Here is a 24,066-nt window from a genome sequence, read left to right as displayed (position 1 = left end):
GGGATGCCTCTGATATGTTCATCTTGTGGAGCAGTTAAACCCTATGGCGATTTTGTACAGATCAGCTATAAAGCTGACCCTAGAGGCTATCGTCGGGGAATTCAGCAAAGAGCTAATGGTGTCCACATCACCGATTGGAAATCCCTTGAAGCTGAATATGAGAGCGATAGCGAGCAAGAAGAAGGCATATTTTGCATTGAAGATGGAAGTCCGATAATAAGCAGCTTGCTAATGACGGAAGAAGTGGATTTGCTTCTGGATAGAAGGCTACCAGTTCAAGAGATATTTAATAGCAGTCTCCTTGTGGGACAATTAGTAGAACTGAGCAAACGCCTTCGAGCAGATGTATTTGTCCATGAAACTGATGAGATACAAGGCGTGTACGATGAGAATATACCAATGGAGAGTTGGATGCGTAGTAAGCTTGAATTAATGGGGATTAATAAGCTTTATAAGCATCAGAGTGAAGCAGTGAAAGCGATAAGACAAGGACGTAATGTAGTTATTTGCACAAAGACGGCATCTGGTAAATCGTTATCATACAACATTCCAATTATGGAGAAACTCGTAGCTGATCCAAATGCTTGCGCGCTCTATTTATCGCCATATAAGGCCTTGGTCGAGGATCAATTTGCTCATTTACAACAGTGGGCAGATCTGGAAGAAGAAAATGTAAGCAACTTCAAAATGGCTGGTTTCTCTAAGCTTAAGGTTCATGGAACTGAAGTGCCTACTGGTCTTCTTTTCGGTCAACGTAATATTCCTCAGCATATGAGGAAAGACCAGGCCTCCAGTCTGGTATTTGAACAGGGGCGCTATTGGCTAACCAATGTTCATTATTTGCATCCCATTCTTCAAAGCATAGGAGCACAGACAGGGAAGGCTTCGCAGTTAATTAGATTCTTAACAAATCTCCGTTATATTGTAATAGATGAGCTACATCATTACTCGGGTATGATTGGTTCAAAAGTGGCTATGGTTATTCGCCGCTTAAGAATGTTATGTGAAAGGTTAGGCAATCGGGAGATTCAATTCATTGCATGCTCTGCTACAATAGCCAATCCTAAGTATTTGGTTGAAGAATTAACAGGTAAGAGGGGTATACAAGGGTTCCATGAAATTATGGAAAGCAACGCACCGATTAATAAAAAGGATATTGTTCTGTGGAACCCTGGTCTTATAGATGTAGAGTATAAAAGAAGAGCAGTTGCATCCGATCTTTATGAGATCCTAAAAACGGTTTACAGTAATGGGGAATGGCCGAGAAGTATTATTTTCTCTAGTAATCGCCAACAATCTCAGCTTTTAAGTAGAGAACTCAATATGATTTTAAAAACACATCTTAATGAGTTTGGTTCATTAGAATTGAAAGAAGGTCAGGACTTATTTCTTCCGTATCATGCTAATTTACCTCAAGAAATCAAGGAGCAAACTATAAAGAAGCTACAACAAGGTGAAATATTGGGCGTTGTTGCTACTAAGGCCTTGGAGGTAGGGATTGATGTGGATTGTTTGGATCTATGCATCATGCTTGGATACCCTGGATCTCATGCCTCCTTTTGGCAACAAGCAGGTCGAGTAGGTAGAAGCGGAGATGGTTTAGTTGTCTTGATGTTACAGGAGGAGCCATTGCAACAATATTATGCCCGTAATCCGCTAGAATTCTTCCAGCAGATACCGGAATCTGCTGCTATTAACATTAACAATCCAAAAATATTAAGGGAACATCTTGTTTATGCAGCGCATGAGCAAGGAGGGACGATCTACAATGCTATTAATTACGTTCGTGCCAGCGTCCTTCGGAAGGTGTTAGTTGAGGTTGACGAGCAATGGCAACAGGTTGAAGGAAAACTCATGTATATGGGTGAGTCTCCAAAATATCTGCCATTGATTGCGATGGGCGAAACATACACCGTCGTGAGTAAGAGTGGATGGAACGAAACAATATTGTTTCAGAATGTAGATACTCGTTCCTTGATAAGGGATTATCATGTGGATGCGATCTTTTTGGGATCAGATAACCGCAGTTTTTACAAAGTGAGGTGGATCGATAAGAGGCAGCGGAAGGTTCTAGTGGAACAGGTGAGATCGGACTATCTTACGCGAGGTATTGTACGGGATAGTATTGAAGTGAGTGATATTACTAAGCTCATATTAGTTGATAATGAGTTGAAAGCAAATATTGGGAATATAAATGTAAGACGAAACACATTCGGCTACAAGAAAATATACACACACAATGCAAAACCATCAGAAACAGTACAGGTAACCAATACCTACCCTGTTTCGTTTCAAACAGATGCACTGTGGTTACTGTGGGATGAACAAGGTAAAAGTCAGCTTAGAAATCTTTTAGCGGGCATACAAACAGTATCAGATCTTACATTCGAGGAGCTTCTCGATGGAAGTATACATGCAGCTGAACATGCTCTAGCCGCAGCAATTCCAGCTATTGTGAAATGCAGCGCTGCTGACTTTCAACATGTCTCAAATCACTCGAGTTCAACTTTGTTCGGGATGCCAAGTTTATTTATATATGATAGCCAAGTCGGAGGGGGCTCCGGGATCGTAGAGGTTGTTGCTGAAAATTTTAATGTGCTGTTGAAGAAGGCTGAAATTATGATGACTAGCTGTGGTTGTTCTAATGGCTGCCCGTCTTGTATTCAGCTCTTCCAATGTGAGCGTCAGAATGAACCATTACATAAGGCTGGCGGGGTAGTTGTTATTCAATCACTTCAGAGATATTTTAAGGAAACTCTATAAGAGTTATTTAGAGATCGAGAATTAAGGCATTTGTGCAATTGAAATGAATGGTTAAATTGATTAACTGAAATTACAAATCTGAGAGGACTAAAAAATTATGGCAAGATTTAAAGAATGGGATACTTCAGCTGTCTACTGTTACGCGAATCAATGGATAGAAAAGAGTCTTATGGATGGGTCATCTTTGCTTTGGACATCGGAGGAGATTTGGACTACTGATAATTTGAACGCATTTAGAGCTTGTTTCATAGATAATATCGATGAATCAACAGAAGCATTCGAAACGAAATTGAAGGGTCAGCTTAGCGGCCAGAAACCTGAGGTTGTGCAGCTCGCATGTGAACTGGTCTACTTGTATCTGCTTTTCCCATCCAGCATAACCTACCGTAGGAAGAAGGAACTGCTAAAGACAATAGCCTCCTTTGCGAACCTAATGCTTGATGATCAGAATAATGCTCTAAATGCTCTTGAACATGGTATCGGTGGACCGGGAATAGCCTACAATACAAGACGCTATAATGAGATACGATACATAGCAATATTTGCTGATACTGTGCTGCAAATGTCAGAAGAAGAGAGGAAAGAACTTGCAGCAGACCATCTAAAAGTTCGCGGTTTGTTAGATAAACTTAAGGAAGAAGGGAATCCACTCTCCCGCCATATTCTTTTGCATCTGTTTTATCCTGACCTGTATGAGCGAATGGCGAGTGCTAGTCATAAACAACAAATAGGCGAGGCTTTCTTGGATATGCTGGATGAGGATTCTATCCCTGTAGATGTAGATGAGCGTATCCTAGCAATTAGAAAACAATTAAGTGATATTCTCTGTGAGACGGATCTTGATTTTTATCGAAGTCCTCTCATGGAGTGTTGGGATTATGGTGATCATGAAACAGATGTGCTTCCGATTCAAGGTTTAGAAATCAAAAAGCAAATTGTTATATATGGGCCTCCAGGAACCGGGAAAACCCATGAAGCGAAAGAATTAGCAAAGCGTTTTATTCGGCAGGAGACATTGCGTCAGTGGGGAGCGGGGAAATTTTTTAAGAATCAGAATAACATAGATGAACTGGTGCAGCAGAGGGTTCGGCGTGTACAATTCCATCCCGGCTATGGCTATGAAGATTTCATTCGAGGAATGCAGCTTGAACAGAATCGGACCGTTTACAAAAATGGTGTATTCCTGCAAGTCCTTGAAGATGTGAAGGTAGCGGAAAACGGAATAGGTAAAGGCCTGCCTTTTGTCTTCATTCTGGATGAGATGAACCGTGCGGATTTAAGTAGGGTGCTGGGGGAATGTTTCTCCTTGCTGGAAGATCGGGAAAGTGAAGTGCTGCTGGCTGGACAGGATGGGAACCCATTTTCGCTTGCCGTACCTGACAATCTTTATATTATTGGGACCATGAATCTGATTGACCAATCGCTGGAACAAGTTGATTTTGCACTTCGCCGCAGATTTTTATGGTTTTTCCGGGGGTTTGAACGTGAAGACTTAATATCCTTGGTGAAAACAAAATGGGAACGATGGCCGCAAAAGTATGGTAAACCCCGACAATGGAGTCGAGTAGAGGAGGAGTTTGAAGTACTCGCAGATCGGTGCGTCCGGATAAATACATTAATAGCGAATCATGAACTCATGGGACCTCTCTATGTCATTGGTCATACTTATTTCAGTGATGTTGTTTCTTTTGCACAGAAGTACATTTATTCTCAACCCGGAGTTCAGCAGGTTTTATGGAATCGAAAAGGGCAGGGCCGTGGACCAATTTCTGGGTTGTGGAATTATTCGCTAGCTCCATTATTGGAGCAATATCTGTCTGGAGCAGATGCATACGAAAGAAAGTTGTTAATGCAACAGGCGAAAGACATATTCTTAAAAGGGCAAGAATGAGAACTTCACAGGGAAATATAGAAATTATTGCGAAAGATTTGTCTGAGATCAAGCTGAGACATAACGATGAGAAGCTATGGATACAGGATTTATGCAGTAATCTGGACAAAGAACGTTTCACCCTTCGTCTTACTGGGAAAATAGCTGATGAAGAGCCGATGATCGAATTCCGCAATGGACAATGGTATGCGGGACGTTATGTGGGGGAGATCAGCTACAAGGGGAGAACGCTGCGAATCATACCTCGTTATGAAAGCTCATTCGATCGCTGGATCAGTAAGATTTGGGGAGTACGTATGATTCAGAGCAACGGATCTTATCGTGGATCTAACATGTGGTTGTGGGAGCTGATTGCTCGAATTTGGGGTGAGCAGCTTATGCGTGGAAGCAAGCACGGTCTACCTTATACCCGCATAGAGGAAACTTTGAAACTGTCTTCACTGCGCGGTCGTATGAAAGTAATGGAAACCGCACTTGAGGTAGGGAAAGGGACAAATCGTCTCGTGAGTTTATCTAGAACCAAAGTCATTCATCCTGCTATTTCCAATGTTCTCAGTAAAGCTTACCGCAAAATTAAGAAAGAGCTGGGTCATGGTGAGGACCGCACTTGGCTTTCTGATAAAGGAAGGGAGATTATCGGGCTTCTACTTCAAACATCATCAAGCAGCTTATCGAACTTCACTGCGGCAAATAAACTACCTCAGATAAAATATACTCCAATCCTGGAGTCATATCGTTCAGTCGTAGAATTATCGTTGAGAATATTACAGCAGAAATCGATCAGTGCTACTTCGACAGGAACCCAAGAGATAACAGGAACATTGCTAGATATGGCTGAGATTTGGGAATTATATGTGTACCATTTGTTAAAAACTACTGTCGCAGGAGTTGAAGTTGTCCATACCGGGCGGGAGAGAGATGCATCTGGGCACCTGTTTCAAAACATGTATGGGCACAAATTAGCAGCCTTGAAGCCGGATATTTTATTGAGGAATTCCTTATCAAAACAAGTACTTGTCGTCGTGGACGCTAAATATAAGCATACGTTTGCAAGTCTATCCAAGCCAACCGGTTTGGAGCGAAATGACCTTTATCAAATTCATGCGTATATGGATGCCTTTTCTAGTCTGGGCCATACTGTTCCAGGAGTTCTAGTGTATCCTGATGAAAGTGAAGCTAAAATTGGTCAATATCAGATGGGGAATCCTTGGGGTTCCTTTCAACAGAGAAGCGATCTGTATTTTTATGGGGTGAACGGAGAACTAAGCGAGGGAGAGTCGACTAAAGGATTGACCCTGTCTGAAGAAAAAATTTGTGAGGGAATACGTGAACTAATTGGAGTGAAAATAACTAAGATACCAGAGTTTCAGTAAAAGTGGTGGAAGACCTTTTAAATGAGTGACTAAGCTTCCACCACGTAAATAAACTCGAAATTATCTGCGTAGGAGGAACTTATGCGAACTGGAAGTACACTTATGCCCTTATCAGAAATTGAATTAATGCCTCTACAATATGCCGTAATAACAAGATTGGAGAGAAACGGCTTTGCATATATATTTGATGAGGTTGGTTCAGGGAAAACAATTCAAACTGGACTAGCTATTTGGAACATCATTAAAGATAACCCTAAAGCAAGAATATTGATAATTTGTCCTAAAAGCATTACATACAATTGGTACATTGAACTTTTACAAAAATTTGGATTTGATTTTAAGATTGTTGAGGGAATCAAGGGTTCTCTTTTTAGCTGTGACCCTCGTATAGCTAATCTACTTATTACAGGTTCAGATGCAAGTACGAAAGCGTCTAGGCCGAATGAAGGGTTAAATAAATTAGCACAGGAAAATGAGGTGACTGAACAATCAAGTGATTCATGGTGGGATCTAATTATTATTGATGAGGCTCACGAATTTAAAGGAACCTCATCTTCTCGTTTCCAGACTATCAGGAAAAACTATTCTGCAAAAAAGGTTCTTTTTTTAAGTGCGACACCTATAAAAAATGCAATAGATGAATTAGAAACTGAGTTAGAGCTTGTTGCCACTCTATTGAAAAAGGAGAAAGGACGGGTTTTGCCAACGCTTGATAATTCCAAGGAATATCTTGGCTTAAAGTTATTATCTCTCGATCCCCAAAATCCGTTTTCTCGAAATTTTAAAGAAATAATTCGTCTATGCAAAGCAAATGTTGTAGGAGAACAAATTGACTCTGATGCCCGTTATTTTAAAAACAGGGTCATTCATAGACTGACATACAATATTAATCATGAAAATTGGAAAGCCATTACGGAACATTTAAAAGGATATTATGGGTTTGGTTATTACCAAGCTATCGGGAATATTCATCAATTGGTTTTCCGTAATAGTATAGATATTGACCCTAAGTTGAGTGAATGTCTTATATACCTAAAAGATAAAGTGAAAAGTAATGAGAAGGCAGTTATATTCTGTACCCGAAAGGCTACAGTGGAATATATTTGTGCTGCGCTTCGAAAGGAATTTGGTAAAGACGGAGTACTTGGCATGACAGGGGATACACATGAGATTGGAGAACGAAAGCAAGTTCTCGCCAGAATTGGCAAGATGAAAACCAATCTTGGTGAATATGAAAATGTCAGGTTTCTTGTAATCATAGATAAGTTAGCGACGGTGGGCCTAAACTTGCCAACTTTTAATCATATTGTTAACTATGAGTTACCGTTTACGCCCGCTGATATAGAACAACGATTTGGTAGAATTGATCGTATTACTGGTCAAGATCATTATGACTTGCATATGGTTTACTTTTGTGAAGAGCAGCCTAATAATGTGGAATATGCTGCGCTTGACAGTGCATTTATTAATCTTTGTGTGACAAAATTAGTTTGGAGTATTTTGGACACCATTCCCTCCAAGAATACAATTATTGATATCATTAGCAATGACATTAATGTAGTCGCTTTGCGATTTGCTTTCGTTAAAACATTTCTTGATATTGAGAAGAAATATAATGTGGATTGGGATATTTCACAAGAAGCGATGTACGCTTACATTGAAGAAGTTCTTGGAGTCAATGAAGATTATACTTTTCAATGCCAACTTTTTTATCAAGAAATTATTAAAACAAGGGATTCCGATTCACAAGTAACCTTTGTTGAAATAATGAGTCACATGCAAAATCAGTACTTAAAATCATTAGCTGTGGTGTTATGTAACAATAACTTATGTCAAATGTTTTTAAATAATGAAATGACAATATCAGAGTTTGTTGAAGCCATTGGGGCTCAAAGAAAAATTAAGACTGATAATGCGATTTTTTATAAAGACGACCTAGAAAACATAGTACCCATTACTCTTAAGGATCTGGCAAAAAAAATTGTTCCTAATCCAAATGAGGAAATGACCAAACTTTATTCAGAAGTGAAGCGAATTCAAGATGAACTTAAAAGCTTTCAACTGGAATGTGGAGAAATTTGCGAGAACAATAATGTAAATTTCAAAAAATTAGGTGAGCTTCTAATTAACATAGAGGAGAATAGCATATTTCTTTCAGCAACCCTGATCAATATCTATAAACATTTACTCAAAAATCGATATATTAGCATGAATCTTTCCGAGTTTATTACTGGTTGGAATGAAAGGCGGAATGAGTAAGATGATATGGCAAGAAGAATTAAAAGGTTTGTATAAACAATATATAAGCCCTGATCCTGGAAGTCTAAGTTGGGTGCTTCTAATGGATTTATTTGAGATGAATACATTGGATTTAAATAAGAAAGAATCACCGGAACTTGATGAGAAATTGATTCGTTATACCCAAAGTCTCTTGCTAGATGGGGACACATTCAGTAAAGAGTTTTTGGATGTCTATTCCGTTATTGATTCGACGAAGCAAGCTGTGCGCGGCGAATACAGTCAGCGTTCTATAATAAAAGAACTATTGCAAAATGCGTTTGACTGCAAGTATGGAGATGAAACAATAGAAATAGAAATAGCGTTCTCCAAAGAAACCCAGTATAATATCATATCCTTATCCTATAACGAAGTAGGTTTTGACAATTATAGTATACTGAAATACTTATATTTAGGTAAGAGTCAAAAAGAGAAGGGGCTACATGAAGGTCGATTTGGCATCGGAGCAAAGTTTGGTGTATTTTATCATACCGATGAAATTGTATTACAAAGCACTAACGGAAACAATAAGTACGATATTTGCATTGAACGAAAAACCAATTCTTTAAAAGAAACATATCTCACAATTAATCCCGAAAGATTTAAAGTGGAGTCTACAAATGAGAATAAAACTTCGACTACAATACAACTTAAATTACTAGAAGGTACTTTATTTAATGCTATTCATACTGATTTCGAGAAGTTATTAATCAAGAAAGGGGATTATGTAAATATAATCGAATTCTTCTTTGCTTTGAGAAAAGCTGCGAATCGAGGCATAAAGAAAATTTCTTTAACGGTACAATTGAATACAGGTATAAAACAAAATTATTTATTCTTGTATTCCGAAGATAGTTGTTCTCTCCAAATAGATGGAAAAGAATACTTAGTGTTTACCTCATTTGATTCACTAGATAGTGGTATTTCATATCTTGTTCCACAAAGAATTAATAAAGACTCAAGTGAATACATGGAAAATGAAAAATTTCGTTACTTTTCTACATATGAATTAACAGAAGGTGATTCGCACTCTGCATTTTTCATAAGCGTCCCTAACGAATATGTGAGTGTGGATAGAAAAGGTTTGCGTGATCCAAGTTTGATTGAGTCTTTTATTGTAAGAGACTTATCAGAAATGATTCAGAATGAGTCTGTTTTTAATGAAAATACATTGTATCATATATTGGAAAATCGTTACTCATATTCGTACCTGATTCAATTTATGTTTAATTTTATGTATAAATTTAATGCTGAAAGAAATGAACAAATCATTAAAGAACTTTTGAGTAAAAGTGAAATTAAGGTCGGTAACCAATCCTTTCCTGTCGTTAAGACTCAGACTAGAATGATAAGAACAATTAAGTCTATTGACGAAAAAAGGTTTTTTGATAGAAATTGGGAAACATTAAAATGGGACCATGCATTTTTAGTATATCGTCGGGGACCAAGCGATTACCCGTATCATGGGTATCGTCAGGTAACATACGAGTATGTGATATATTTTTATGAGCGTGGAATAAAGGAACCTACGGCTTATAAATATAATTTTAGAATTGAATATAATTCTAACAAAGCAAATAACCATGAAGATAATTACATTAGACAACAAACTTTTAAGGACAAAATAACTGCATTTTATTACTTGTTTGAATATTATGCTCAACCTGTTTCAGAGCTATCAGAATATAAAAAATGGGAAAAGTTAGAGTCACTTGGTGAGTTTAATAAGAAAGATTCGATAAATACAAAACAAGAACTCAACACTTTGCTGCAGATCATCAAGGAACTTAGTATGGAACTCAAATTTGAGGAACCTAATAAATTGATAGTTGATAGTAAAGAGTGGAGCCTTCATGAATTTAACTTCCCTAAAGGAATTTCTGATTTATTTGAAGTGATAGACTTAATCCGTAGGTGGAGCGAATCACATTATCTTATTTCGCAATTCTTTATTAAGCAATATTTCAACAGCATTCTACCATTTGATCGTAGACTAAATGAATTATTTCAACATGCAAATTCATTTGAAGTTTTACAAGGATACCATCTTTCATTGAAAATTAAAGAGCTTAAGGAGCTTAATTCTAGTTATTATACATTACCAAGAAATTATGAGTTGCCCCAAGACTGGAATCATGTAGTTGATCTATCGTTACTATTTGGTCAAGAAAATAATAAAGATGTACTGACTTCTTTATCGAAATTGCGTCCGGAATTACTGAAAGAGCTGGACATTAATATATTGTGTAGCAAACTCGGAATTCGTCCAGGTTCTTTGGATACCTTTGAATTATTTACGCCGGAAGATCTTGCTAAAATACTCCCAATTGAACCAGAAATTTTATACGATAAAGTTAGCAATATATATTTTGTGGATGTTAAGAAAGAATCATCCTGTCTTATCGGATTTACAAACCATAACATTTCACAGTTATTAACACTGAATTGTATCGAGCAATTGATGGAGTATGATATTACGGAACTCTATGTTCTTTGCTCAAAACGAGATAAAAAAAATATATGTTCAATTCTCGAATACTGGGTTACTGGAAAAAATGCTGGCAAATTGACTTTATTATCGGAACAAAAAGCAAGGGTGTCTCTTCTAGATCAATATCCCTATCACTATAAGCCTTTCCCTCGGATCAAACAAAATGAGTGGAGTTTCTTATGTGATCAAGCGTCCAATTTTGCTTCAATGAGTGAGGACGAATTAAACCACCAGATACTCCGATTTATTAAGGACTTTAATACCACATTGTTCGGTTATGGTTATAAATGCAGCTTTTCTGCAGAATGTGGATATGAGGGTCTTAATGCGTTACCATTTCGTATAAAATTAGTTGAATACAATGGGTTAAGATTACCTATATTTGTCTGTTGCAATGATTACTATGATATAGATGGTTGGAATGCTAAGGAAATTGAATTTAATGGAATTGAGTTTAATGAAATGATGAAAAGAATTCATAAAACAGCTGTTATTGACCTGGATTGCTATACAGTTCAGATAAATTATAATTACAAGGTCAAATATCAATCGTTAGAAATTGATACAGAGGAAAAAGAAATGATCGAAGATACCGACGATCCCGATTGTTTTAGGCAAGAAGTTAGACAACTTCGGCTGACACCATTTATGTTAGCGGTTTGGTATAACAAATATTGGATTTTCGGTTCGGCCCCCTAATTATGGAGACATTCTGCTAAAAACTCGTGTTTTCGCAGGATCTTGTTTACAACTTTATTTCTATCGGTTTTAGCTTGCCTGCTTTCCATGCGGCGTGGTATTGTTTGGGGCTCATGCGCTGCAAACTGCCATGAAACCGGCGCTCGTTGTAAAAGTTAATATAGACTGCGACCGCTTCATAGGCTTCTTCAAACGTTTCAAAGTACCTTTTCGTGTACAAATCTCTCTCCAAAATACTGTGAAACGACTCAATGTAGGCGTTCATATTCGGCGTTTTTGGAGGAATCCGCTCATGCTCCAGAGGACGCTGCGTTTCCGCACACAGCTCGCCAAAGACGTCGCTTAGGAATTGCGGGCCGTTATCGGAACGGATCACCGGTGAGGGATCTCCAGGCTGTAAACGTCGGCCCAGCGCCTCCCTTAACGTGGCACAGACTTGCTTCGCTGTACAGCTCGCGCCCACGTGGTAGCCCACGATACAGCGGTCAAACACATCAATCATATCAAAGATAAAAAAGAAGCGGTCGTAGCCATGAATGTATCCATATTTAATGTCAATCTGCCAGAGTTGGTTGGGGCCGGTGACCACTCGATTTCGCGCTAAACGCCGAGGGTATTTTAGGTTCCTCACCGGCTTTTTCTGAAGCAGTCCGAGCTTCTTGCACAGCCGGTACGCCTTCTTGTGGTTGAGGATTAAGCCCTGCTGGACCGATAGGGCATACGCCAGGTTCCGGTAGCCATAGCCGTTCTCCTCACCCTCTACCAGCTCACTCAGCCACTCCTCGATCTGTAGGTCACTGACCCGCAGACCGCCGGTAGTGAGGGAATAGGCGGGGATCGGACGACCCGAAGTCACTACCGCATCCGGGGCACTCCAAAGCCCCAGGAAACGTTTTTTATGCGCATAATAGGTGGAAGGTTGAACCTCCACGATACGTAGAACCCGTGTAGCCGAATAACCCCGCTTTATCGCTTCGTCGGCCAGTTCGAGTTTGTCTTGTAAGCGGGGTTGGCTTTTTTTAAGAGTTCACGCAGCAGTTCGATTTCCAGATCCTTTTCACCCAATAACTTAATGGCCGTCTCCATCTTCGTCTCCAGATCTTGGACACGCTCCGCATCTTCAATCCGTTCTTGGACGGACGGAGTGGCCTCTTCTCCAAATCGGTCCTTGTAAAACTTCACCCAATTGGCAATCGTGCTGGGAGAGACGGAATACTTTCGGGCCAGGAAGGAAACCTTGGTTCCATTGATCGCTTCCTGGGCTACTTTGATCCGCTGTTCGTCATACAACTTGTTGCTTCTCATCGGCTCCACTCCCTCTTCTTAGTGTACCTCTTACATGTCAAGGTCTCCACTTTGATTAGGGGGCTTAAGAGTTTTCAATAACCTTAAGCTGATTATCAGGAAATATTAACTGTAAAGTATATTTGAACGATGTAACAAACATATGTTTAAGGTCATTTTTATTAACAAGTGTCCAAGCAGTACCCGTATATCCTTCTACAAGGAGGGGATGCCGGGTGCATGTGAAACTTGTGGTAGGCGATTCCAATGACAGAGCACGTATTGCCTGTTATGATTACCTTCTATAGAAGTTCAGGAGGGAGAAAAGTGATAGCTGTATATGCCAGAGTGAGTACGGAGGAGCAGGCGAAGCACGGGTTCAGCCTGAACGATCATATTCGTCAATGCCGTCAGAAAGCGGGAGCGAATAAGGTAAAGGAATATGTGGACGATGGGGTATCCGGTGATTTTTTAGATAGACCGGCATTAACCAAATTACGGGATGATATTCAAGAAGGAATTATTGGCTCAATCTAAAAATTAGCGGTTGCTATTTTCATTTTAATAAGCGGTGCCGATTACACTCGATTAAAATACGGCTCTGGTCAGGTAGCGAATCTGCTGGCGGATTGAGCAGTTGGTGATGAATTTTTAAGATCCCTTTGGCCCGGGGAGAAAGGGTAGACTGAACGGATTTCCGGACCGCTTGGACACTTTCCATCATATAACCGTGAACATGAAAGCGATCTGCAATTCGAAGGGCCCTCGGAAAACACTCGCTGATCCAGGTGTGATACGTTTGAGCCAGATCCATGACGACAGCCTTGGGATTTAGGTTAAAAATTCCGGATGCTGCTCGGCATACGCACGTAGTGCGTCTAGCTTTCGCCCCGAAAGCAGGTCTAGCATGGTTTCCCCTCGAAGATCGTAAATACCGGTGTTATACGTATGTCCCTTTTTGATCGCAAAATCGTCGATGCTGAGCACGAGCTCGGGTGTATCTTTGGCTTGACACCAAGCCTGTTTGAGCAAACGCTCGCTCTCTGCGGGCAGGGCCTCTTGGTGCATGCGCTGAACCGTGCTGGCGGGCGCTTCTTGTATTCTCGCGCTATGCGCTGCCGTGAAGCCCAGTGCTTGATTTACCGTCTGTGAGCGAAACATACGCCTGTATTGTTCCTTCGGACCTACCCATGCATACGTCCATTACACCGTGAACAAGCCAAGCACTGCGGGGGAATGTGCAAAAAGCACTTCTTACCAAAAACGCTGATATGACGAATCTGACGCGACCTATTACGGTCATTTCGCTTCACAGATTGTTCAGAATTGCAGATAGGGCAAGGCCGCGCCTGGTTACCTTGATAGCGTACAGGAGGCTTTTCAAAGGGGCAAGGTTAAGCAAGTAGCTGGGGAATCAACAAATCGGTGGCGGTTAGAGGTTGAATTAATTGCAGGACACAAGAGTTAAATAGGAACTCCTTCTACTTCATAGAAGGAGTATTACATGTATGCTTTTAATATGCAAATTTTTTCGTGAGTTTTATAAGTGAATTTACTTTTAAGTTAGTAGATTCCAGCTCTTAGTTGTTATCTCTTATTTGAGAGATGTTTCTTTTCAAATAGTCTTTGCTAAAGCTATTGTAATTCATGTGCTCGAATTCTCCAAAATGAAAAATACTGCGATTTCATATAATTAGAGAAATTACAGTGCCTCTTTGTTATATTTATGGTCTATTATCATCTGACTGGACTAGAATCTCAGCTAAGTCATTTAATGGTGGGACATATCGTAGAGTTGTAGACAAGATTTGATGTCCTAACTGTTTTTGAATCGCAACCATACTTACACCAGCCGATTGCATGAGATATCCAGTTGTACGTCTCAAGTCATGAGGCGTTATGACACGGGAAAGGTTTGCTTCGAGGGACAGATCTCTCAATATTTTTCTTAACCCAGGAGCGGTTAGTCGATTCTTTCCATGGAAAAATAACGTATCAATATTGTTGTCTGTCCAAGAGATATAGCTCGGATGATCCATATATCGCCTAAGTTCCTCTGATAGAGCAGTGGTGATGCCTGTAGGACGAGCATCACCTTTTTGGCCGTTTCTAATTAAAACTATTCTACTTAAGCCTGTTGATTACCTATATTTTGGTGATAATGTCAGTAACATGAGCTAAATAAATCTTCCACTCCACAGGTAGCTTTTGCAGCGTAAATAATCGATCAAACTCGGCGAACGTTAATCTAGCGCTAACATGCACAGTACTATTTCCCTGTTCAAACAGAAACTTTAGCAACACATACACCAATAAAGCCACGTATAGCTGCCCATATACTGCATTTTCTGTGGTTCCAAATAACTTGGGAATGTTTAAATGCTGCTTAATCCAACGAAAAAATACTTCAATCTGCCAACGTTTCTTATAGATGTCTGCTATGGCTTCGGGGGAGTGCCAGTGCAGATTTGTCGCAAGAATGACGGGATTCCCTTTAGGATCTTTAAGAATCACCACCCGAAACTGATTCTTGCTGAGCGCCTTAACCTTTCCTAATTGGCACGTCAAATCCTGCTCGATACTTCCCTCAAATGGGCGATTTCGCAGGCGCGGGACCGGATTCACGAGCGTGGTGTTATCCTTAAGCCGAATGACAAAATATTGCCGCTCTTTCTTCTCTTGATAGCTGTCAAACAGCTTGTGCTTCCCGTAAGCGCGGTCTGCCACCAAAATATATTGGCTGTCGAGCAGGAAGGCGCAACTGTTTAAATCATGCTGTACAGCCGGGGTCTCCGTCACTTTGTGCAATTCATTCGAGTCCCCAAGTAATCCGACATGCAGCTTAACGCCTGCTTTTCTGCCTTTAATTTGTGCCCAAGGCAAGCGGCCTTGACCGACCGAAATGGTGGTTGAATCCACGATTAACAGTTCTTTCGGAATACCGAGTGACCGCTTGGCCTTCCGATTACAGAGCCCTATCATGAGTTTCAATAGACGCTTAAATAAGGAGAAAGGAACCTCTTTAGCCTTTTTGGAAAGCGTCGAATAATTCACCGCACGTTGTCCCTGAAGGGACATCCGTTGCGCGCCGTCTCGGTACCCGTCCCACTGCTGAAACGCTGCTTCAGCTAGAAACAAAAACAAATCATACACGGTAAATTTACGCGCAACATCAATATAGTTTAATTCTTCCAGAATCGGACGTAGTTTTTCCTCGGGAATCACCAATTGCAGAATGTTTGAAATTGAAGTAGACTTTTTCATGAGGCCGCCTCGTTTCGGAAGGTTTGTAGGGGTACAAACACTTTATCGAAATGGCGGCCTTTTTGCTACCTTTTTTTGGGTAATCAACAGGCTTATATTCTACTCTCTAAATTAACACTATCTTCTGATAGGAATCTAACTTCTGAATTTCTTGCCCCAGTAATTAGCATAAACCATATTAAAACAAACTCCTGACGAAAGAATGGTTCCTTTTTTAATGCAGTTTCAAGAAGAGTAAGGCATTCTTCTTTTGAAAGTGCAGTATTTTTAATTGGCCGATCGTAATATGGATTGCGATAATCCTCCATAGGATTATGTTGGATTAAATCCATATCATATAAAAATTTTAAAAAATTCTTTAATGAACTTATTGCATTGTACATAACAAAATTTGATGCACGATAATCTGTGAGAAGATACTCCACGTACTGATCGATAAAATATTCCTGAATGGGGCGAAAAGAGCCGGGATATTTTTGACTTGCATGAAATTTATCAAAATCAAGCTTCCCCTGGAATCCCCTCAGTAACAAATACTTTTCGAACTTACGCAATTGAACCTGGACATCCCCCTTCCCTAAAAGTTCTACATTTTCATACCAAAATTTATAGTATTTTGATTCAAACAAGATGTTGTTCATTTATTGGTCTCCTTAAAAAAAGTCAGTGACTTTTAGATTTGCGAGCGGATGTTGATTGATCACTTTAACGAGTGTATCGTCAAACAATTTAAGATAAACCTCGGTTGAACTCAACCATTTGTGCCTAAGCAATTGCTGAATCGTGTATGGATCTACACCAGATTCTAACAAATACAGCGCAAAAGAATGACGAAGAGAGTGAACAGATAGCTGATAAACCCTTTTGTCATCATCACTAATTGTAGACGCTTCTTCTATGAGGTTAGCTAACATTTTTTGAATTGTACTATCATGAAGAGGGGATATTCCCTTATTGTCGGAGAAGACGTATAGTTCAGAATAGTTGGGTAAATCCCTTATAGCACCATACCTAAATTTCACAAACTGGTTGAGTAGTTCCAGTGAAAATTCTGTGATTTTTGATGGAGTCTTATACTCCTTTTCACCCTTTGAACGTACATAAATCTCTTGTTTTTGAGGTTTAATATCTCCAACTTGGAGAGTTCGCAATTCACTGAGACGAATTCCTGTCCCAAGGAAAGTCCATAGGATGACAAAATTACGGAAAGATTCTCGACCTAATCTTGCAAGCATAATTAACTCATCAATTTGTTCTTTGGTAAAGGCACGGGGGAGACGTCGTTTATCGACAGTTACTTTTAATACACGTTTTAGCTTATTAACTCAACTTTCGCACCTGGAATATTGTCATAAACCGTTGAGGGCGTAAGAAGGATTCAATATATTGGTCTCTATTGACAAAAAACACCTTCTTGTTTGGTATCATGGAAGTGTCGAATCAACCATGCCAACAAGAAAGGTGCGTAACACTATGGTACAACAACATTCCCTGTCTGAACAGTCTCGCTTTTCCAAACTTTTTGCTTCGCTCCACATCGGGAAAGCCTTACGGCACGCAGGCATTTCCAAATCCTTTGGTCTTTCGAGTCTAGCGGTTTTTCAAATCGTTTTCTCTTTGGTCTTCGAAGGAAAGAACTGGTTTCGACTTCTGGAAAGTGACCGTAGAGCAGATCTTCCCGGCAAAGATGTCATCTATCGATTTTTGAATCAAGCTTCTTTTGCGTGGCGGCGCTTTTTGCAAACCTTAAGTCTTCGCACCGTGCAGGGTTTCGAATCGCTTATTTCATCTACGCGTGTACGAGTGTTCATCATCGACGATTCCGTTTTGAGCCGAAACCGGAGCAAAAAAGCAGAGTTACTGGCACGAGTCTTTGACCATTCCACGGGCAAATTTACCAAAGGTTACACCATGCTAACCCTGGGCTGGTCGGACGGTTTTAGCTTCGCTCCGCTTGACTTTGCCATGCTGTCTTCAGCTAAACTGGCCAATCGGTTGTGCGAAATGGCTTCGAATCTCTCGAAACGCAGCAACGGGTACAAACGTCGAATGGAGGCCTTTTCTCGGAAGCCGGATGCCGTTGTTGCCTTGCTGGAACGGGCTTTACGTGCAGGATTCACCGCCGATTACGTACTCATGGATAGCTGGTTTACGCAAGCTCCACTGCTTCGTCAGCTCACAGGCAAAGGCCTCGCTGTGATTGGTATGGTCAAGGAAATGAAACAGCGCTATCTGGTTCAAGGCAAGCGAATGACGCTAAGTGAAGTTTTTCAAAGCCTTCCGAAGTCCAATTCAAAAGACATCAAAGGCTCCGTCATCGTACACACGACCTGTGATCTGCCCGTGAAGCTTGTTTTTGTCCGTAACCGGAATAAAAAACGGGAATGGCTGGCGATTTTAAGTACAGACGTAACGCTGGATGCTGCTGAAATTGTACGAATCTACGGTATGCGCTGGAGTATAGAGACTTTTTTCAAAGTCACCAAAAGCTATTTGAAACTGGGTACCGAATTTCAAGGCCGTTCCTTCGACCAATTGATCAGTCACACAACGATTGTGTTCAGCCGTTATTTGGCAATGGAATACGAACGGCGTCAATCGAGTGATGACCGGACACTGGGAGGACTCTTTTTCCTCTTTGCAGATGAAGTTCGCGATCTGGACTTCCAGACCGCGCTTCAGCAACTCATGAGTTTATTTCTCGAAATGTCAGAGGCCAAAACCAAGAAGAACAAAACAGCTGTTTTTTGTCAACTACAAGATTGGATCTCTAGTTTACCCAGCTATATCAAGGGTTTGTTTGGAGATTTGTGCTGCGAAAGTTGAGTTATTAATATTTTCTTCATAAAAATGGTCAAGAACGGTTCTTAAAAAGCTTCTTAGAAATGCAGCCTTTTTACTTCGTGTGTTTTTATTTTTAACCAGTGCTAAATAACTGCCTAAAAATGGAGAGGTACAAACCGATTTGAAATCAGGCTCCTGAAAATGCTTATTACAAAATTTGATGAACATACCCATTTCATAGCGGTAGGCTTCTTTCGATGATTTTGCAAGTTCTGTATATGAATCACTAGAAAAATAATATTCAACAGCTTCTTGAAGTAACACATGCTCTGCCGGCTTGCTGGTAGTTGTGTTTTTTGGAACCCAGTCCATTTGATTTAATACCTGCAGGAATTTATCGGGACCAAAGGCTTCAGCCATTTCTTTAATCTTATCTCCTAAGGAAAGATCCATTTCAAATTCCATGTCGTAAATAGGCATAATCATTTACCTCCCTGAGGTGAATAGTCAAGCTTATTAATTTGTTGAGAAAGCCAATTCGTTCGTTGATTGAGATGAGTATACAAACTTACTGTATCCATCTTTACCACCCGGGATAGTTCTTTTAGTATTTGAGGAGGGGGGTTCTTTCCCGCTAGATTCGTTACGAAGCAATGACGGAATAAATGTAATGCGCCAGGGAAATTCCATCCAGCAACGTGACTATATAATTTGTAGTTCTCTTTGAGCTGACTTACAATCTTAACCGGATCATCACCAAATAAGTACTTTTTCGTTAAAGGAAAACGTTGGAACAACTCTAAGTTGCGATAGAGTTTACCTGCTAACGGTAGTATGTGGTATTTTCCTCCTTTACTTTGAATCATAATTGTTTTAGTCTCCAAGTTGATGTCATTCCACGATACATGTGATACTTCCATTGAACGAAGGCCAAGTGTAACCATGAGTTGAAAAGCGACAGACTCCAAAAGTGGACTTTCGGAATACATATCAATGACATTAAAAAATTCAATGAGTTGTTCTTCAGTAGGCAGGTCTCGGAAATGATAGCGAGGTGCTTTTATCGATTTTAGTTTTCTTGCTGGATTTGGAAAACCAAACGATTTTTTTAGAAATACAAAAAAGTTCTTAACATCATAGATGCATTCACTAATAGTGATGGAACGATAATCTCCTTTTCGTTGTTTCATCAATAGGTAGGACCGAAATTCCTGTAGATGAATCTCTTTAATTGATAAGATAGGAATGTTGTGTAACTCATACCCTGTGAAATCTTTCATATTGTTAACTAGCCAGGACAGCATACAATTGATGTGATTCTTGTATGTGTTTATGGTGTTTTTGGATTTTCCTTCTTTCGTTAATTGCTTTGTGTACAATTCCAACTTTGGATGAACCATTTTTTTGAGATTTTTTACTGGGGGAAATAAAAGAACTTCTTTAGTATCGTATCCAGTAACCCCAGTAATGTAGGTAATCAAAGAATTTATGAGACGTTGCTTTGACTTTGTTGTTGCAAAGGATGTTGACAAATACGACCATACTTCTTGATCTAGAAGGTGTTCATCCATAAGTTTATGGGCAGGTGTTTTTAGATGTCCAGAAAGGCGTTGAGTCAATTCTAGAATTAGTAAATATTCATCTCTGTAAAAATAAAAAGCGTCCCTTGCCTTCTTACTATATAGATATTTTTTTAGAAAAGTTGTTGGGATATCGGTGAGCACGTTATTATCCAAGATCCACTGATTAATACCTTGTCGTCCGATATATGTACTTACAGGTGCTTCTGTTTGCTGAAGGGTATTCGCATAGAGCATGTTCTCAATCCTCACTCGGGTTGCTTTTTTAATATCATGATCGTCACTGGAGTGGTAAAACATACCTTCATTTAAAAGAATCTTTTCGTCGAAAGAAGCATTCTGACGAAAAGATTCTTTTGTTCTTTCAGGTTCCATATTGTTTTGTTGGTCTGAATTTTGTGGATCATCTTGTTTGAAATACTCATCCATTTTAAAATCCCCTCTTAAAGTAGTTTGTTGATATCAGTATTTGCTTAATAAGAGGGATATTGAAAAATCTCAGTCCGAATGAGAAAAGTCACCTATCCTAAGGAGAGGTGACGACAATTTTAATTATGATTTTGTGTATAAGAAGGCTGTTTTATATCGGTATTCAGCTAATTCTTTTTTTATTCTATTGTACTGTGATTCCATTCCAGGCTTTTGAGTCATAATCCATAAAGCTGTATGCTGTGGGCGAAAAGGGATATAGGTTCCTACAACGTCATTTGCTTCCGGAAAAACGCTCAAGATTTTCTTTAGAGTTTGTTTATCTAATAAAAGCTCTGAAGTGAGATGGAATTCGAAATAATCCATTTCCGGAAATGTAGTAACCCAACGTCCAGTAACCGGAGTGAGCTCTTGTCGGAAGAGCTTTTGGGGATCGGTAATAACATAACCGGTGATACTTTTTACGTTGGATTTTTCATTTCCTAATGTCTTGAAGTTGATCCTTTTAGCAACCCCGTGATAATAATACTCTGAAAAAGAAGAGTAAGATAACTCATCGGGGGTATTTTTATTTAGCATCTGCCAAGGGTGCCCGAAAAGCATGCCAATTTGAAAGGCTCTTGTAAGATCGGGAATCCCTGTTTTACTGAAAAGTTGGTTAGCTGAGCCAGAAGAATAGCTAAGTGCATCCATAAGGTGGCTTTCATTTAAATTAAATAGTTTTTTGCATAAAATCCGTCTTAGATGGTAGTCCGATTTTAACATTAACTGCTCCCATAATGATTTGTTGCTCTGAATCATTAGTACATCTTGATGGTTTAATTTTGTTAATATGCTTCTTAAATTATTTTTGATTGTATCTTTTTCTTTATTAGTAACAGCCAGTAAATATTGAGATGCTTTTTTAATTGGTTCACTTCGATATTTACTATGATAACTTCGATTCTTACGATAACTAACCAAATTCATCACCATCCAAACTAATTACCATTGATAAAAATCATACATCAGATAAAAGAGTGGGTTGATTTTCCTCAGTCAAACTGAGTAATTTGGTTGAAAATACTAAGTATTTATTTATTAATCTTTTAATACCCTCACTTTAACTGAGAATTTTTAATGAAGAAATTGAGATGGGTATACTAACTTGTGTAAAGTCTCTAATAGACATTTGGATTGGTGATTTGATAAATTTACTCATCAAAAAACACTATGAGTAGATACTCTCAAAGTGTAGTTTACTAAAGATGATTAATAAAATGCTCGGATAAGAACATTTGCTTATACGTAATAAAATTTACGAATTTTAGACATGCCTAAATAAACATGTCATTTTACCGCATTTGGGATGCGTAATTACAGCGGGAACTGTCTTGGCCTGTGAGGAACAGGCGCGGACAAGAGGAATGTCCACAATATTCAAACATCATTCTAACAGAAAAATTAATTTGCTTAAAGGAAGTGTGATATTACGTGAATAAAACTTTTACTGTTAATGAGATTGCTGAGTACTTGAATGTCTCAACTGATAGTATTTATACCATGGTAAGAGAGAAACAAATTCCTCATGTGAGAATACGGAGGAGAATAATTTTTATTGACGAGATTGTAGAACAGTGGCTTAAGGATCAGTGTAATTCAAGGTAATAAACATAATCCACTAAAGTACAAAGAGCTTTCCTAAAATTAGGAGAGCTCTTTGTATTTTGTAGTTAGACAGTTATTAACCCGCTTTAAAGATTTTTTAATAAGAAGCTAAGAGTGTGCTTAAAAGGGCAGGATTAATAATTATAAGATGGAGAAAATATTATAATAGGAGCTGTATTTTTGAATAAAGGGTATTGTTAATTAATGGATTATGATGATGTATAAGCTACATCCACAATTACTCAACATTTATGAGAAAAATGAGCGATACTTAGGATCCAAATATAAGAAGCAAATGTTTATGTTTGCTGAAGATAAAGTTCAAAGGATTTTTGTCTTGAATCAGTTGTTGAAGATTCATGAGAACACTCGATAAGATATTTTTTTCAAGATGTACCAATTGATACTCAAACGGGCATATAACCACTAAAATAAAGTATGCTTAAGTTTAAATAATCAACACACCATTTAACGTTAAGAGATTTATTAAATAAACGAACTTTAAAAAATAATGGAGGGGATAAGATGTTGTTTGAAATTACTGAGGAGATGAAACAGAAGATAAAGGAATGGGATTCATGTAAGCCTATTGATGTAACAGGAGCGAAATTCTCTTATGTGTTCACTCCAACTAGCCTGGGTTTGGTTATTTATGTGCAATGTGACATCTGTAAAAGAGAATTGAATTTGACGGAAGATTGGTGATTTATAAAAAATGTCATTAAAATCAAAAAAGCACCAAGTGTCGTTTGTACATTCGATACTTGGTGTTTTTTGTTTGTTGAATAAATCAGTTTATAATCGTTATTTACTAGCTTGGTTCCAATAAATCTTCTATATAATGTAGGCGTGTTGATTACCCATATTATGGGAGGGACAAAATGCCAGGATGACCTTTACGCCTGAGCAGATTAAACTGAACCTGCCACTCCAGCGGAAGATTAAACATACGCCAATACTGCATAAATTCCCAAAAGGTCAATTGAGCAAAGGTTGGGACTTTAGGTTGAACGGTATCGTATAGGCACTTTAAAAGCACATAGACACAAAAGGCCACATATAACTGGCTATATACCGCATTTTCGGTCGTTCCGAATAGACAGGGCACATTCAGATGCTGTTTAATCCAGCGGAAAAAGACTTCAATTTGCCAGCGGGCCTTGTAGATTTCAGCGATCACATGAGCGGACTCTTTTCTCAAATCGGTCACGACCCGTACGACTTCACCCCGGTCATTTTCAAATTCAACGACGCGGTGGCGCTGGGCGGACTGGCATTTCCCTTGACCAATATAACAGGTGATATCGCGTACAATTTTGGTATCTCCTTCCGCCGGTCGCTGAAGCTTTCGCGGCATCACCAAATGGAGATTGTCTTTCAGACGAATCACAAAGGACTGACCTTGCTGCACATATTGATCCAATCGACCGATTTTTCCATACGCTCGATCCTGGACTAAAAGGTAGTCCTTATCGGCCAAGACTTCTCCAAATGGAGCGTCATTGCGCCGGGCAATCGACTCGACCACTTTCACGGGAGAACGCTGCCCATGCGAAAAAGCGACATGCAGCTTAATGCCTCCTC

General features: G+C 39.3%; 18 protein-coding genes and 2 pseudogenes. 9 read left to right on the top strand and 11 right to left on the bottom strand.

Annotation, left to right across the window (positions count from 1 at the left end; genetic code table 11):
• The first annotated feature begins 3 nt into the window (after positions 1-3).
• The 5 genes from MKX42_RS27800 to MKX42_RS27780 all read left to right on the top strand — a co-directional run bounded on the left by MKX42_RS27800 (position 4) and on the right by MKX42_RS27780 (position 11,494).
• Positions 4-2,763, top strand: a complete 2,760-nt coding sequence (locus MKX42_RS27800; RefSeq protein WP_340756232.1) for a DEAD/DEAH box helicase — start codon at positions 4-6, stop codon at positions 2,761-2,763.
• Positions 2,764-2,860: 97 nt separating this feature from the next.
• Entirely contained in the window at positions 2,861-4,654 is a 1,794-nt protein-coding gene (locus MKX42_RS27795) for an McrB family protein (RefSeq protein ID WP_340756230.1), read from the top strand.
• On the top strand, positions 4,651-6,027 hold the full coding sequence (locus MKX42_RS27790; RefSeq protein WP_340756228.1) for a 5-methylcytosine restriction system specificity protein McrC: 1,377 nt from the start codon (positions 4,651-4,653) through the stop codon (positions 6,025-6,027). Before MKX42_RS27795 ends, MKX42_RS27790 begins: the two co-directional genes overlap by 4 nt.
• An 81-nt stretch (positions 6,028-6,108) precedes the next feature.
• Positions 6,109-8,286, top strand: a complete 2,178-nt coding sequence (locus tag MKX42_RS27785) for a DEAD/DEAH box helicase (protein WP_340756224.1) — start codon at positions 6,109-6,111, stop codon at positions 8,284-8,286.
• Position 8,287: 1 nt separating this feature from the next.
• Positions 8,288-11,494 (top strand): ATP-binding protein, encoded by a 3,207-nt coding sequence (locus MKX42_RS27780; RefSeq protein WP_340756222.1) that lies wholly within the window; start codon positions 8,288-8,290, stop codon positions 11,492-11,494.
• Positions 11,495-11,540: 46 nt separating this feature from the next.
• Here MKX42_RS27780 and MKX42_RS27775 read toward each other — a convergent pair whose 3' ends face one another.
• Both MKX42_RS27775 and MKX42_RS27770 read right to left on the bottom strand, forming a co-directional pair.
• Positions 11,541-12,464: an IS3 family transposase gene (locus MKX42_RS27775; RefSeq protein WP_340757864.1), complete on the bottom strand. Its 924-nt coding sequence runs from the start codon at positions 12,462-12,464 to the stop codon at positions 11,541-11,543.
• The gene (locus MKX42_RS27770; protein WP_211720579.1) at positions 12,461-12,799 is read right to left on the bottom strand and encodes a transposase; all 339 of its coding nucleotides are present in this window, start codon (positions 12,797-12,799) and stop codon (positions 12,461-12,463) included. Before MKX42_RS27770 ends, MKX42_RS27775 begins: the two co-directional genes overlap by 4 nt.
• A gap of 306 nt (positions 12,800-13,105) precedes the next feature.
• On the opposite strand from MKX42_RS27770, the gene MKX42_RS27765 reads away from it, so the two are divergent.
• The gene (locus MKX42_RS27765) at positions 13,106-13,315 is read left to right on the top strand and encodes a recombinase family protein (protein WP_340756220.1); all 210 of its coding nucleotides are present in this window, start codon (positions 13,106-13,108) and stop codon (positions 13,313-13,315) included.
• A 46-nt stretch (positions 13,316-13,361) separates the two neighbouring features.
• Here the strand turns inward: MKX42_RS27765 and MKX42_RS33505 are convergent.
• The 5 genes and pseudogenes from MKX42_RS33505 to MKX42_RS27735 all read right to left on the bottom strand — a co-directional run.
• Positions 13,362-14,118, bottom strand: a pseudogene (locus MKX42_RS33505) (ISL3 family transposase); the annotation flags it as partial.
• Between the two features lie 384 nt (positions 14,119-14,502).
• Positions 14,503-14,892: a tyrosine-type recombinase/integrase gene (locus MKX42_RS33500; RefSeq protein ID WP_445669396.1), complete on the bottom strand. Its 390-nt coding sequence runs from the start codon at positions 14,890-14,892 to the stop codon at positions 14,503-14,505.
• Between the two features lie 31 nt (positions 14,893-14,923).
• Positions 14,924-16,042, bottom strand: a complete 1,119-nt coding sequence (locus MKX42_RS27745) for an IS4 family transposase (RefSeq protein ID WP_340751609.1) — start codon at positions 16,040-16,042, stop codon at positions 14,924-14,926.
• Between the two features lie 92 nt (positions 16,043-16,134).
• On the bottom strand, positions 16,135-16,683 hold the full coding sequence (locus MKX42_RS27740; RefSeq protein ID WP_340756212.1) for a hypothetical protein: 549 nt from the start codon (positions 16,681-16,683) through the stop codon (positions 16,135-16,137).
• A gap of 12 nt (positions 16,684-16,695) precedes the next feature.
• A pseudogene (locus MKX42_RS27735) lies at positions 16,696-17,295 on the bottom strand (tyrosine-type recombinase/integrase); the annotation flags it as partial.
• A 220-nt stretch (positions 17,296-17,515) separates the two neighbouring features.
• Between MKX42_RS27735 and MKX42_RS27730 the strand changes: the two are divergent.
• Complete coding sequence (locus tag MKX42_RS27730) at positions 17,516-18,868, top strand: IS4 family transposase (RefSeq protein ID WP_340755062.1); 1,353 nt, start codon at positions 17,516-17,518, stop codon at positions 18,866-18,868.
• Here the strand turns inward: MKX42_RS27730 and MKX42_RS27725 are convergent.
• The 3 genes from MKX42_RS27725 to MKX42_RS27715 all read right to left on the bottom strand — a co-directional run bounded on the left by MKX42_RS27725 (position 18,818) and on the right by MKX42_RS27715 (position 21,798).
• Positions 18,818-19,306: a hypothetical protein gene (locus MKX42_RS27725; protein ID WP_340756210.1), complete on the bottom strand. Its 489-nt coding sequence runs from the start codon at positions 19,304-19,306 to the stop codon at positions 18,818-18,820. The genes MKX42_RS27730 and MKX42_RS27725 overlap by 51 nt on opposite strands.
• 2 nt (positions 19,307-19,308) lie before the next feature.
• On the bottom strand, positions 19,309-20,835 hold the full coding sequence (locus tag MKX42_RS27720; RefSeq protein WP_340756208.1) for a tyrosine-type recombinase/integrase: 1,527 nt from the start codon (positions 20,833-20,835) through the stop codon (positions 19,309-19,311).
• A 123-nt stretch (positions 20,836-20,958) separates the two neighbouring features.
• Positions 20,959-21,798: a hypothetical protein gene (locus MKX42_RS27715; RefSeq protein WP_209876477.1), complete on the bottom strand. Its 840-nt coding sequence runs from the start codon at positions 21,796-21,798 to the stop codon at positions 20,959-20,961.
• A 510-nt stretch (positions 21,799-22,308) separates the two neighbouring features.
• On the opposite strand from MKX42_RS27715, the gene MKX42_RS27710 reads away from it, so the two are divergent.
• Positions 22,309-22,482, top strand: coding sequence for an excisionase family DNA-binding protein (locus MKX42_RS27710; RefSeq protein ID WP_209876478.1), 174 nt, complete (start codon positions 22,309-22,311; stop codon positions 22,480-22,482).
• A 525-nt stretch (positions 22,483-23,007) separates the two neighbouring features.
• Positions 23,008-23,187 carry a hypothetical protein gene (locus tag MKX42_RS27705; protein WP_340756207.1) on the top strand — a complete coding sequence of 60 codons (180 nt, stop codon included), beginning with the start codon at positions 23,008-23,010 and terminating at the stop codon, positions 23,185-23,187.
• Between the two features lie 160 nt (positions 23,188-23,347).
• Here the strand turns inward: MKX42_RS27705 and MKX42_RS27700 are convergent, their stop codons facing one another.
• Entirely contained in the window at positions 23,348-24,058 is a 711-nt protein-coding gene (locus tag MKX42_RS27700; RefSeq protein WP_340757862.1) for an IS4 family transposase, read from the bottom strand.
• Between the last annotated feature and the right edge of the window lie 8 nt (positions 24,059-24,066).

Origin of the sequence: Paenibacillus sp. FSL R7-0204 (genome assembly GCF_038002225.1) — a bacterium.
Classification (GTDB): domain Bacteria; phylum Bacillota; class Bacilli; order Paenibacillales; family Paenibacillaceae; genus Paenibacillus_AQ.
Note: the sequence above shows the minus strand (reverse complement) of the source record. Positions and strands in the feature narration are given on the sequence as shown.